Genomic DNA, 11,642 nt, shown 5'->3' with positions numbered 1-11,642 from the left:
TCAGATGTCCAATATGTATTGTAGTCCTACAATTATAAACTATTTTACACGCCCCTGCAATATTGACAAGCGCACAAAAATAGGGTATTCTAATCAATACAGTGATTGTGGCTTTGTGACGCTACCCGCCCACAGCCAGTTGCAGCGGTATCCAAGTGGTCATAACGGGGCTGACTCGAAATCATGTGACAGGATTGAATAAATCGAATATTCTATACGGAAGCGTATCGAAGTGGTCGTAACGAGCTTGACTCGAAATCAAGTTGTCCGCAAGGGCACGTGGGTTCGAATCCCACCGCTTCCGCCATGGGTGAGTCCTTATAGGACTCACCCATTTTTTCATAATTTGTAAATTCATTTTGAAAGTTGTACAGAAATTTACAACTTTTTTCTTTTTCCAGCCTATATGTAGAAGCCTGATTTTACATGATAGGAGGAAATATGATATATTACAAACGATATACGGGAAAGCTGCTTCCGCAGAAAACGGCAGAGCAGCCAAGCTGGGTCCAATGGACGCACCATTCAGAGGGCAAAACCCACTGTGAGGAATGCTTAATGTTGGATGGTTGTTGGTTTCAGGAAGAAAATGCTCCGTCTTGTCCACATCATCCATACTGCCACTGCACATTAGACCCGATTCCCTATGCTGTGGTTTTGATGAATACAACATCATATAGCGATTACAGCAAATTTGATCCCTATCTATTTGACCCAGAAAATACATATAGACATGGAAAAAATCGAGCATTTGAAAGTTGGGGCTATTCTGCTTCAGATTCTACGTGGCTTAAGAATCAAAGTGAGAAACAGGCACTTGAAAAATATCTATCCGGTGACTATATGTTAGGAAAGTTGGATAGACGAGGCTAGCGAATTGATATCAGAGTTACGATTCCCAGAAAAGGCAAATCAGGCAGCGTGTCATTTATTACTGGATGGATGCTTATGCCGAACGGAAAACTCAAATTGAATACGCCGTATGGGGTAAAATAAAATGAAGATGATGGATTGCGTAGAAGTGATGGTAGAAAAAGATTGCTATGCAAAAGAAGGCGTTCACAAGGGAATGCAAGGGGTTGTCTGGGAGAAGGAGCCAAAAGACGGCTGTTGGGTCGTCCTCTTTCCTCAATGTGGAGATAAGGAAGATATTGCAGACCTCTACATGAAAGAAGAGGATCTGAAATTGATTCCTGTTATGTCTCCAGATGTAAATGAGCAAATCAAGGCGCAATTTGAAAAAGAAGCCGATCAGACAAAATCATTTGCCGAAAAGCTGGATGATCTTTCTAATTATCGTATCTAATGGGATAAAAGCCTCTTGCTTGCTGCGCTAAAACCATTGATATGACTGGATTTTTCCAAGTCCTATAATTACACTCCGACCACGTCGGAGCAAGCTTTGTATCGCTTGCTCCGACTTTTTTACAAAAGTCAGAGCGCGCTCACGCCGCTGCTCCTCCTTTCCAAATCACAACCGCTGCGCTGGGTTGTGATTTGGTATCGCCGCTTCGCGGCGTTTTTTGATTTTATAGAAATATCGGTTTTGACCGTCCTTTGCAGAAATCCCTTGAAACGAAATGGTTTCAAGGGATTTCTTTTTTAGCTTTACAATTTATGCTACGGGATAGAAACATAAAACAGTGCCGGACCTCTAAGAATTTTGCTGCCAGCTTTACTTTGGAATCCAGGGTAACAGTGAATACAAACAGTGCAGTGCTGGTATTGCCTCCGGAGACACTTCTCGTACAGGCTCCAGAATTCCCAAACACTTTTCTTCAACCATAAGCTGCCCACTTTCCAGGCCATGGTCACCGGGCCGCTGAAAGAAGCTGGCGCTACTCGCTTTATCCTCATTCATACCATCAGCAGTGCACAGAACTTTACGGGAACCATTCTCGTTGACGTTATAGTAACCAAAATAGCCATATTTTCGTAGCCGATACCCCAGTTTTGAGACAGGTGGGAACAGCCGCCCTGCAAAGAGCAGTTCTGCCACGCCTCAATGTGGACGAAAGTATGATAGACACGGCCTATTGGTTCGAATCCAGACCGTGTCAGTGGCGGCGGAGCCGCTCACGTTACCTCTGGATCTGGGCCCAACGGTGTGACTCAGGCATTCACTCGGAAAATAGATAGACGGAATACCACACACAGAAGCGCAAAAAGTCCAGCCTATTTGGAAATAAATTATAGCAAATGCCGGAATGGCAAAGTAATTACCCGCAGGACAGCATACATGGCCTCTTTTCCCCAACTTAGCTCTCTCGGAACATAACTTGGGCCATCTTCTATAGAGCCATCAGGACTCATGTGTCGGCTGCTTTCCTTCAGTACATCGAGTTGAGCACGGATCTGAGCATTTAGCCCCGGGCTTTTGATCGAAAGCATTAGCTCGGTGTCCAGATAAACACTCCTCATATCAAAGTTGCAGGAACCTGCGAGCGTCAGATCTTCGCCTATGAGCACGGCCTTAGTATGCTGTGCCTGCTCGCCCAGATATTCATAGATATGGGTGCCGGTGCTGCGGAGATGCGTTTTCTGATTTAAGTAGTCGGTGCAGCCAAAAGGATTTGTCCCACTTTCTACGGCATTGATCAGAATATCTGTTCTGGTACCCGCAGCACAGACAGTCCGAAGGTCCTCGTACATATCCTTACTGCATATAATGTAGGGCGTCTGAACCAGAACGTTACTGTCCTGCGCCATAGCGTCTACCATGCGGGCCCACAGGATTGGTGTCTTATTTTCCGGCTCGATTGGATTGGACCATAGCTCCACGCTATATGCCGCCAGTGTGGCGGACTCCCATTCTGCTGTAGTCAAACTGTCTGTAAAGACTTCCGGGTAACGTTGGGCGGTCTGCTCATAACAGCCAGCCAGATCGCTTTCACACCTTGAATCTTTAAAAACCTTACAGCATGGAAGCGCCCACACCGCCTCAAAATAATTCATCAGCTGTTGATAGGACTGGCCTGCCCCAGGCTCGGTTTCATATACTAAAATATCCCGGTCCACATTGTAGTGTTCTTGGTAATTGCCCAGGAAGCGGTTATCTGTATTTCTACCACCCAGGATATAGGCAAAGTCATCAGCGATCAGATACTTATCGTGCATCCGATAGTTGATTTTCCACGGGGTTAGAAGGTTGATCGGGTTGTAGAGCCGGATCTCCACGTTCTCATGGCTTGACAACTGGCAAAGGTTCCTACTCATGGGAAGGAAATGTCCGCCATTGATGCCGTCCAGAAGCACCTGAACCCTGACACCGCGCTCGGCTGCCGCCCAAAGTGCGCCAATCACATCCTGGCCGCTTTCCTCATCCCAAAAATCAAACGTGGTGAGTATAATCCGCTCCTTTGCTTCCTCAATAAGCCGGAGCCGCCACAGCAGGGCATCAGAGTTGTCGTCGATGCTCCGCACCCGCTCTGGTGCGGTATGTTCATAGCGGATATCGTTCAGCCAATCTTCGGGAGTGGCCCTTTTGTGAAACGCCGGTGGAATGACTAGACAGAGAATGATGAATAAAAGCCACACAAGGAGCACCAGAGCGACATTCTTCACAAACCGTTTCATTTATCTGACCTGCTTTCATATTGACGCCCCAGGGATTCCCGCCTGCTCGGGGCACCCATTGCTCTAGTCCGGCGCATGCCGGGGACAAGATAGGGAGTATCATATCGCCGTGGATGATGTGAAAAATTGCGGCTGCTGAAAATAGAAAAAATGCGGGCAGGAAAGGGAAAAGAAAGTTGAGCACTGGCCGTTCCGCGATAACATTGTTGCAAATAATATCATACAATTTGATGAAATTCAAGGTGTGTGGGGTTACTATCTGTCCCCAACGGAGCGGAGGCGAAGAACAGCGGTCCACAGTTCCTTGCTGGCCGGTTTGGTACCCACACAATATTTTTATCGCTAAAACCGCTGCTGCAAAAAGAATATTTTCGGGCAGACGATGGTTCCATTTCTGATAAAGTATGCTATACTATAATTTATAATTGCTTTTATACATAGCGTTTATGGGATTCACGCTCTGTATGTATGTTTCAGTATTCAATCGGATAAGGAGAGATGCAGACGCTGTAAGATGCCTTTGAAACAGGCGGTATCTACATCTCCTAAGAAAGCCAGGGCTATAGAGCAGCCGATGGATCGGGAAGGGTGAAGTTATGAAACTTGCAGAGGCTTTACAGGAACGCGCAGATCTGAACCGGAATATTGAACAGCTCAAAAACCGTTTGAGCAGCAATGCGCTGGTGCAGGAGGGCGAGCAACCGGTGGAATGCCCGGAGAATCTAAAACAGGAGCTGGATGCTTCCATTTCTCGCCTGTCCTATTTGATTGCGAGAATCAATCGGACCAACTGCCAGACTGTGGTTGAGGGGCAGACTCTGACAGAACTGATTGCCCAAAAGGATGCCCTGTCCCTCAAACTCCATGTATACCGGGATGTTGTGTACGCGGGAAGTCAGATATCCTACCGCGCCAGAAATACGGAGATCAAGATCCGGTCTGCGTTCTCTGTGGCGGACTGGCAAAAGGAGATCGACCGGATGTCCAAAGAACTGCGCCGGCTGGATAACCGGCTGCAAGAGAGCAACTGGAAGACCGACTTAGTGGAATAGGCCAAAGTGCCTGGTAGCAGAAGCAGGGCGAATGCCGCGCGGCGACAGCGTAAGTCGCATCATGGATACACGGAAGGGCACGTGCGAGGTTCGAGTCCTCAAGAATTGTTATGCCCCGACTGCGTACAGATGTATTGTAACGGATGATTGTAATGACCGGGTATTGACTGCGTCTGCGAGGGTGGGAATGGGGATGCTGTTCCAATGGCAGCATGGATTGGCAGGTTGGCCTTTGAACAAAAAGATCCGGCTGTGGATAACCCAAAGCATCCACAGCCGGATCGGTTATTTCAGCGTGTCGCTGTTGTTCAGAACCAGGGAGCTGTAGAGAAACAGTACATCGCAGTTTTCAAAATCAATGAACTGCCCGAGGTAGTCCGGCTGGATGTAGCGAATATCCACCAGAGTGATCCTGGAGTATCCGCTGAGCAGCAAAGGCGCAATGCTGGAGCCAAAAGAGTCGCGGAACAACACCAACTCCCGGCCGCTTTGGGCGTAAGGATTTTCCATGGTAATCAGAGACAGAGAACCGGAGAGGAAGATTTCATAGGGGTCCTTTCCCATGGCACGCTCCATGTCGTACACCGTTCCGGTTCGGTTGTTCTGGTAATCATACACCGTGCAGTCCCGGATGGCATCGTTGATGAGATAGTGGATGGACTCGGGGGCCAAGGGGAGGGCCGATTGTCCGCAGTAAACGCCGTAGAAGTCCCGCTCCAACACGGACTCTTCGTAATTTTGAGTCAAGGTGACCCCCATGGCTTGGGCCAGCCGCTCCGCCACATCGGTGATCCGCTCCTGCCGCCAATGGGTGTCGGTCCTGTAATAGTCGTCCCGCTCCAACAGGTCTGAGATGGAGATATAGTCGGCAAAGCCAACCTTCTGTGCCATCAGGGACTCCAATTGCGCATAATCCATGGAGAGGTGCCCGCTCTCCCGGGCCAGAAAGCAGTTCTTGTCCGGGATTACGGAGAGGAACACCCGATTGCTGCCGTTCAGGTATTTGTCATAGAGGTACTGGAAGCGGCCTGCCGCCCGGTCCAGGGAGGACTCGTTCAGGGGGTATTCCACCGCGGCGGCGAAGCCGTCGGAAACATAGATCCCATTGTTGTCCTGCCGGTGGAACAGGCCGGTGGCGGACAGGGCTTTCAGTGTACGGAACTGGTCCCGGAAGGGAAAATGATCCTGGGTGTAGGTTTCAAAGCCGGACATGAACCGCCCGCTCAGTACGGTATCCAAGGTGAACGCCGGCATGGCGGCCAGTTTCCTCCGCTCACTGTCCGAAGTGGCTTCCTTGGGGAGAAACAAACAGGCCAGAAAGGCCACGGCCAGAAGCAGCCCAAACAGGATACAGACCGTCAGGTTTTTCTTTTTGCTATCCATGGTATCCTCCTATCAAAACCGGAAGTATAGGAATGGGTTAAAGGAGCCGTCCACCAGATAGCCGGTCATGACCAGCAGCAGTACAAACAGTGTAAAGGGTTCCAGTGCGTTGAGGACCTTACCGGCGGTGGGGTACTGGGAGAGGCGGACTAGCCCATTCCGGAGGAGGGGGGTGGCTCCAAAAACGGCCAGAATCAGCACCAGAGCGAAGCTGCGCAGACAGTAGACCGCCTCTGCAGAAACCAGCGGGATACCGCCGGCACCGAACAGACCGCCAATGTCGGAGAGGGCCTGCCCCATATTCTCCGCGTTGAAGATCACAAAGCTGATCACGACGAAGAATACTACATAGAGATGGGCGAGGGGGCGGCATTTCGAGAGAGGTTTCAGCAGCCACAGCTTCTCCATGATCAGAAGAACGGCGAACATCAGTCCCCAGACAACGAAGTTCCAGGCTGCCCCGTGCCAGAAGCCGGTCAGCATCCACACCACCAGAATATTCAGCAGTTGGCGGGCCCTTCCGACGCGGTTGCCGCCCAGCGGGATATACACATAATCCCGGAACCAGGTACCCAGCGACATGTGCCAGCGGCGCCAGAACTCTGTGATGCTGGCGGAAATATAGGGATAGTTAAAGTTTTCAAGGAAGTGGAAGCCAAATACTTTGCCTAGGCCGATGGCCATATCGCTGTATCCGGAGAAGTCGAAATAAATGTGCAGGGCAAATGCGACGGCGTATAGCCAGTAAAAGAGCACGGACTTCTCATCGGACGCCCGGAACACGCTGCACAGCTCTCCCAGTTGGTTGGCGATCAGGATCTTTTTCCCCAATCCAATGAGAAAGCGCCGTACCCCCTCGGCAGCCAGAGCGGTGGAGTGGGAACGGTGTTCCAACTGCTGTGCAATGTCGGAATAGCGGACGATAGGCCCTGCAATGAGTTGGGGAAACATAGCCACATAGGCTGCCAGGTAGATCAGATTTTTCTGAGCTGGCTCACCCCGGTATACATCCACCGTATAGCTGATGATCTGGAAGGTGTAAAAGCTGATGCCAATGGGCAGGGCGATGCGCAGCAGGGGAACCCCCAGTCCGGTGGCCGCGTTGAAGTTTTCCAGGAAGAAGTCTGCGTATTTGAAGTACAGGAGAAAGGACAGGCTGACCGCCACGGAGAGCCCGCAGACCAGTTTGGCCCCTTTTTGGCCCCGGTACCGCTCCTGCAAGAGGCCGAAGCCATAGCCGGACAGGATGGAGGCCAGCATAAGAAGGACGTATTTAGGCTCGCCCCAGGCATAGAAGATCAGGCTGGCCAGCAGGAGCACTGCATTTCGGAAGCGGGCCGGAGTGAGAAAGTATACGGCCAGAACCAGCGGGAGAAAGTAGTATAGAAATGGGATGCTGGAAAAAAGCATAGAAAACCTTCCTTAACAGCAACGTACGGGGCGGCTCCCTGGCGAAGAGGCCGCCCCGCAACGCTATATAATGTTATATTGAACTGGCGGTTCTCAGCCCTCTACCACCGGGGTGTCAATGATTGCCTCGGCTCCGTCCAGGGCAGAGAGCGCGTTATCCTTGAAGGTTTCCACCAAATCATCCGCGCCATACGCGGCAATGACATACTGGCCGTCCACGTTGATTACGACTAAGGTATCCGGCATACCGCAGATCCACTGCTTCGCCAGGATTCCCTCCTTGAGGGCGTCGGCGAACTCGTCGGCACTCACATCGCCGGTCAGGTGATAGGCCGCGCCGGTAAAGGTGTTGGCATTCATCATGTGGATCATAGATGCCGCGTCATCAATGTGGGTGGTCTCGCTCTCCGGAAGGCTCAGGGTGGAGGTCAGCTCCTCGGTCTTGGATACGTCAAAGGCGCCTGGGGCATCTGTGGTCATGTGCTCCGAATCGCCGCCGCCGATGGGGAACTTTTGATCCTCTGAATACACCCCATAGACCGTCTCCAGAACCTCCACCGCACTGGAGTAGGAAGAGGTGGAGCCGTCTCCGCTTCCGCCGTGATTGCTGCTGCCATTGTTGCCGCTGCATCCCACCAGGGAGATCGCCATTGCCGCACCGAGAATAAAAGTGATCATCTTTTTCATAATACATGGTCTCCTGTTCTGCATTTATTTGGGTGACTGATTTTGCTGAAGGTCATACCCTCCATCGTCACGCATGGAGAGTACATAGGTAAGCTGTTTGCCATTGGTTTTCAAGGTCAGGGAAAACATGGTGTCCTCTGTGCCGGAGAGGTCCCAGTAGAGCAGAACGTCTTCGGAGATCTCTGCTTCGGTGCCGTCTCCGAGGAGTTCGCCCTCCGGATCAAACAGGCTGAATTCACCGCCGGAAACAGATACCCGGGTCGTTTCGCCGGTTTCCAGCGCCAGAGGAATTCCGCCGGAGACTTCCCGAAGTCCAGATGTCATTTGAGGATGGTCCGCCGGAATGGAGACCGGTTCCGCCCCAATGGGTACGCCCTGATACAAGAGGGCGGTTTCCCCACGCACAGCAAAGGGAGGGAGAGCGGCAATAAACAGGACGGCTGCGCAGGCGGCAGCGGCCAGAGATCCAAACGAAATCCATTTCGTTCTGGTGCGTGTCGGCTCCGGCTTTTGTTCCAGGCGCATGACCTGCTCCCGGAGCTCCTCCGGCGCTTTGATCCTGCGGTATGCCTCTACATCTTTTTGATCAAACATATTCATTCCTCCGTTCCAAGGAGTGCTTTGATTGCCTGCCGGCCGCGGGTCAGACGCATTTTGACTGCGGAAACCGAGATGCGCAGGCAGCGTGCGGTTTCTTCCACTGAAAACCCTTCCAGATAGTGGAGCACCACCACCTCATGCAGCTTGTCCGGCAGGCTCCGAACGGCGGCCAGAAGTTCGGATGTTTCTGAATCCTCCGGCGAGGCGATGTGTTCCGCATCTTCTAAAGGGGTATACCTGCGTACCGCGTTGCGGCGCTGGAGATCCCGGCATTTATTGATTGTAACGCGCAGCATCCATGCCCGTTGGTGGGACGTATCCTGGAACGTAGGCCGCTTCGCCAGATAGACCGCAAACACATCGTGGACGACATCCTGAGCGTCTTCTGAATGGCTCACATAGGTCAGTGCTGTCCGGAACAGCAGATCGGAATATGTTTCGTATAGCGCCGTTAAATCAACCGTTTCTCCATGACGCAATGTTCTTACCTCCTGTTCTATACACGCATGGCCTGGCCGCCAGGTCACATTTCCCTCCACATTTTTTGAGAAAGTTATTAAATATTATACCACATTCCTTGTGGGCGCGATAGAGCGCGAATATTAGAAACAAAGCAGCTGCTGAAAACTTTTTAGCTGGATTTGCGTCTATAATGTGGAGACGCCGCAAATCTGTGCTGGACGATAGCTGACAGATTTGCTCCGGAACATATATGCTCTGTTAGATACATCTCAAATTCACAGGCAATTATGAAAGGAACTCAGATTGATATGAAGAAAAAACGATTCGCTACAATTGTGGCAGCACTCTTGGTAATTTCTCTGGCTAGCTGTAGTACACCTGCTGGGAGCTTACCCTCCGCGCCTGACGGTTCCCATGTGCCGGAAAAAACACAGGCCCTCTATTCCAATTTGACGGATGACAGCTCCAGGAGGGAGGTCGTGGATGCGCTTCAGGCCCACGGCGTATCTCAGGAGCAGACCGATACCCTGCTGGCCTGGGCAGACGACTTTAACGCCCGGGTGACCACGCCCACCCTCACGGAGGGCTTTACCGCCATGGAGGGTGACTTTGTTGACTACAGCTCACTTTTGTTTGACATGAAGGAACTGCCAGACGGCACATTTTTTATGGAGGCCAATTGCCGCCTGACCGCGTTCCTGTTGATGCGGGATCAGCTCCAGACCTGTGGGACTGCGGATGAGAGTGATACCTATCTAATGTTTGACATTGAGGCCATTGACACGCAGAAGGAATACCAGCTCAGTTCAGAAGCACGGGCCGATTTCATTACTCTGTTCAATGCCGTACCTCTGGAGGGGGCGGCGACCCAGGAGGAACACCTTGCCCGCATTGAGGAAGCGTGGTCGGAGCGTGGCATACAGGTGGACAGCGCCAAGGGAATGTCCCTGATCGAGGTATATCTGCATTCCCCACTTGACGGGGTCCGCTTTGTGGGACATACCGGCGTATTGATGGAGACGGAGGACGGACTGCTGTTTGTGGAGAAGTATGGCCCGGCTGGTCCCTTCCAGGCGACCAAATTTGAGAGCCGGAACGCATTGGAGCACTATCTTCTGGCCCGTCCGGACCTATATGGAGACGAGACGGAGCTGCCGCCTATTGTGCTGGAAAATGGGAAGATGATGGAGATATCCTGACCGGGGTACGGGTATCCGCAGTAGACACGGCAAAAAATGTCCGATGGGAAGACCCATCGGACATTTTTCATATTCGTTTATTTTAGCCGCATTTTTGAGTACGGCGCGTTCCTGTACCTCACCTTATCCAGTACACTATCAGCAGTGAGGAGATGTAGCCAGGTTAGAGCCTTAATTTTTGCAAAAATATGTCGATATGATACATGAAACCATTAAGAGCAGAGGGAAACCGAAATACTACTGTAGACAGAGAAAGGGCGTGGTATAGGTGCGTTATCTGGTTTATCTCTTTGGATGCGTTCTGTTGGTCGGAGGTGGGGCAGTCTGTTCAGTTACACCGTCCGGAATCAGACTGGATGTTGCAAACTTGCTGTCGCTTCTGGATTATACAACGCTGGCGTTCCTGCTAATCGCGTGCTTACTGGTTCTTCTGGGGAACAACTCTTTCCGCGCTTTTGGTTGGGCAATCCGGGCTATGTTTCAAGAGAAAAAACCTTCCGCCGCCCGTGCGCTGGAGAGTTATCTGGCCTATCGGCAGGTGGCTATAGGATCTTTACTGGCCGGAGGTGCTGGCTCACTGCTTAGTCTGATTAAAATGATGCACAGCCTGGGTGGCGGTAATCTGGAGGAATTAGGGATTGCCCTAAATGTAGCATGCCTGTCTCTCGGATATGCCATCTTTTTGAATCTGCTATTACTTCCGGTAGGGTTTCTGTTGCGAAAGACGTTGGGAGAGATAGAACAGGCGGATAAGGTAGACCAAGCTGCGGGAACTATTTCGGTGCGGCGAAAGCGCAGTAGAGCAGGGTGATTGGTCGGGGTGAATTAGGGCATCTGTTTACCTGCCGGGCTGAACTATATAGGAAGATAGATATTTTTCTCTGACAGGAGAAAACACATAGGCCGCAGCTTCTGCGCTTGGTGTAAAAAAGAGAACTGCACTTCCGTACGCCGCCCTTTCGGGCTGGCGGTTCGGAAGGGCAGTTCCAGTTCTGTCGCCTGATAACCGAAGCCGACATACTGCTCTGTTATGCTATTTCAGATGAAGAAAGCCCCGGATACATACCTGTTCTGATCTACCCTTATCTAATCGAGAAATCCATCATACCATGCCAAATGCCATTTGTGACACCGTACGTAAATCAATTGGGGACTAGCTGGGCATTTTGGAAGGTTCCCAGCCAGTCGAGGTTGAGGGGAATGGGGGTAAGGAAGGTATCAGGTCGGACGGCCTCCCCGTGAAAATCGCTGCCCCCCGTGATATGGAGGCCGT

11 protein-coding genes and 1 tRNA gene are annotated in these 11,642 nt (G+C 51.3%); 6 read left to right on the top strand and 6 right to left on the bottom strand.

The features are described from left to right. The first annotated feature begins 218 nt into the window (after positions 1-218). The 3 genes from HMPREF0372_RS10865 to HMPREF0372_RS10860 all read left to right on the top strand — a co-directional run bounded on the left by HMPREF0372_RS10865 (position 219) and on the right by HMPREF0372_RS10860 (position 1,306). Positions 219-307, top strand: a tRNA-Ser gene (locus tag HMPREF0372_RS10865). 134 nt (positions 308-441) lie between these two features. Continuing rightward, entirely contained in the window at positions 442-873 is a 432-nt protein-coding gene (locus HMPREF0372_RS19215) for a hypothetical protein (protein WP_225123461.1), read from the top strand. A gap of 124 nt (positions 874-997) precedes the next feature. Continuing rightward, positions 998-1,306, top strand: a complete 309-nt coding sequence (locus tag HMPREF0372_RS10860) for a hypothetical protein (protein ID WP_007492207.1) — start codon at positions 998-1,000, stop codon at positions 1,304-1,306. 884 nt (positions 1,307-2,190) lie between these two features. On the opposite strand, the gene HMPREF0372_RS10855 is transcribed toward HMPREF0372_RS10860, so the two are convergent. Next, positions 2,191-3,576: a phospholipase D-like domain-containing protein gene (locus tag HMPREF0372_RS10855; protein ID WP_007492202.1), complete on the bottom strand. Its 1,386-nt coding sequence runs from the start codon at positions 3,574-3,576 to the stop codon at positions 2,191-2,193. A 596-nt stretch (positions 3,577-4,172) separates the two neighbouring features. Here HMPREF0372_RS10855 and HMPREF0372_RS10850 point away from each other — a divergent pair. Further along, positions 4,173-4,628 carry a DIP1984 family protein gene (locus tag HMPREF0372_RS10850; RefSeq protein WP_007492200.1) on the top strand — a complete coding sequence of 152 codons (456 nt, stop codon included), beginning with the start codon at positions 4,173-4,175 and terminating at the stop codon, positions 4,626-4,628. 285 nt (positions 4,629-4,913) lie between these two features. Here the strand turns inward: HMPREF0372_RS10850 and HMPREF0372_RS10845 are convergent, their stop codons facing one another. The 5 genes from HMPREF0372_RS10845 to HMPREF0372_RS10825 all read right to left on the bottom strand — a co-directional run bounded on the left by HMPREF0372_RS10845 (position 4,914) and on the right by HMPREF0372_RS10825 (position 9,187). Next, complete coding sequence (locus tag HMPREF0372_RS10845) at positions 4,914-6,011, bottom strand: DHHW family protein (protein WP_007492198.1); 1,098 nt, start codon at positions 6,009-6,011, stop codon at positions 4,914-4,916. A gap of 12 nt (positions 6,012-6,023) precedes the next feature. Continuing rightward, positions 6,024-7,421, bottom strand: a complete 1,398-nt coding sequence (locus HMPREF0372_RS10840) for an MBOAT family O-acyltransferase (RefSeq protein ID WP_007492188.1) — start codon at positions 7,419-7,421, stop codon at positions 6,024-6,026. Positions 7,422-7,514: 93 nt separating this feature from the next. Then, positions 7,515-8,108 carry a hypothetical protein gene (locus HMPREF0372_RS10835; RefSeq protein WP_009260831.1) on the bottom strand — a complete coding sequence of 198 codons (594 nt, stop codon included), beginning with the start codon at positions 8,106-8,108 and terminating at the stop codon, positions 7,515-7,517. 24 nt (positions 8,109-8,132) lie between these two features. Beyond that, entirely contained in the window at positions 8,133-8,633 is a 501-nt protein-coding gene (locus HMPREF0372_RS10830; protein ID WP_226917074.1) for a hypothetical protein, read from the bottom strand. Positions 8,634-8,704: 71 nt separating this feature from the next. Then, positions 8,705-9,187, bottom strand: coding sequence for an RNA polymerase sigma factor (locus HMPREF0372_RS10825; RefSeq protein WP_007492182.1), 483 nt, complete (start codon positions 9,185-9,187; stop codon positions 8,705-8,707). Positions 9,188-9,586: 399 nt separating this feature from the next. Here HMPREF0372_RS10825 and HMPREF0372_RS10820 point away from each other — a divergent pair, with 399 nt between their 5' ends. Together HMPREF0372_RS10820 and HMPREF0372_RS10815 are read left to right on the top strand one after the other, a co-directional pair. Next, positions 9,587-10,369 (top strand): DUF4300 family protein, encoded by a 783-nt coding sequence (locus HMPREF0372_RS10820; RefSeq protein ID WP_007492180.1) that lies wholly within the window; start codon positions 9,587-9,589, stop codon positions 10,367-10,369. Positions 10,370-10,736: 367 nt separating this feature from the next. Next, on the top strand, positions 10,737-11,180 hold the full coding sequence (locus HMPREF0372_RS10815) for a hypothetical protein (RefSeq protein ID WP_007492178.1): 444 nt from the start codon (positions 10,737-10,739) through the stop codon (positions 11,178-11,180). Positions 11,181-11,642 lie beyond the last annotated feature (462 nt).

Source organism: Flavonifractor plautii ATCC 29863 (assembly GCF_000239295.1).
Classification (GTDB): Bacteria; Bacillota; Clostridia; order Oscillospirales; family Oscillospiraceae; genus Flavonifractor; species Flavonifractor plautii.
This window is presented reverse-complemented; position numbering and strand designations above follow the sequence as displayed.

Excerpts from the sequence above, each read along its gene's own strand:
- HMPREF0372_RS19215 (WP_225123461.1), top strand. The coding sequence starts at position 442 with ATGATATATTACAAACGATATACGGGAAAGCTGCTTCCGCAGAAAACG.
- HMPREF0372_RS10860 (WP_007492207.1), top strand. The coding sequence starts at position 998 with ATGAAGATGATGGATTGCGTAGAAGTGATGGTAGAAAAAGATTGCTAT.
- HMPREF0372_RS10855 (WP_007492202.1), bottom strand. The coding sequence starts at position 3,576 with ATGAAACGGTTTGTGAAGAATGTCGCTCTGGTGCTCCTTGTGTGGCTT.
- HMPREF0372_RS10850 (WP_007492200.1), top strand. The coding sequence starts at position 4,173 with ATGAAACTTGCAGAGGCTTTACAGGAACGCGCAGATCTGAACCGGAAT.
- HMPREF0372_RS10845 (WP_007492198.1), bottom strand. The coding sequence starts at position 6,011 with ATGGATAGCAAAAAGAAAAACCTGACGGTCTGTATCCTGTTTGGGCTG.
- HMPREF0372_RS10840 (WP_007492188.1), bottom strand. The coding sequence starts at position 7,421 with ATGCTTTTTTCCAGCATCCCATTTCTATACTACTTTCTCCCGCTGGTT.
- HMPREF0372_RS10835 (WP_009260831.1), bottom strand. The coding sequence starts at position 8,108 with ATGAAAAAGATGATCACTTTTATTCTCGGTGCGGCAATGGCGATCTCC.
- HMPREF0372_RS10830 (WP_226917074.1), bottom strand. The coding sequence starts at position 8,633 with ATGCGCCTGGAACAAAAGCCGGAGCCGACACGCACCAGAACGAAATGG.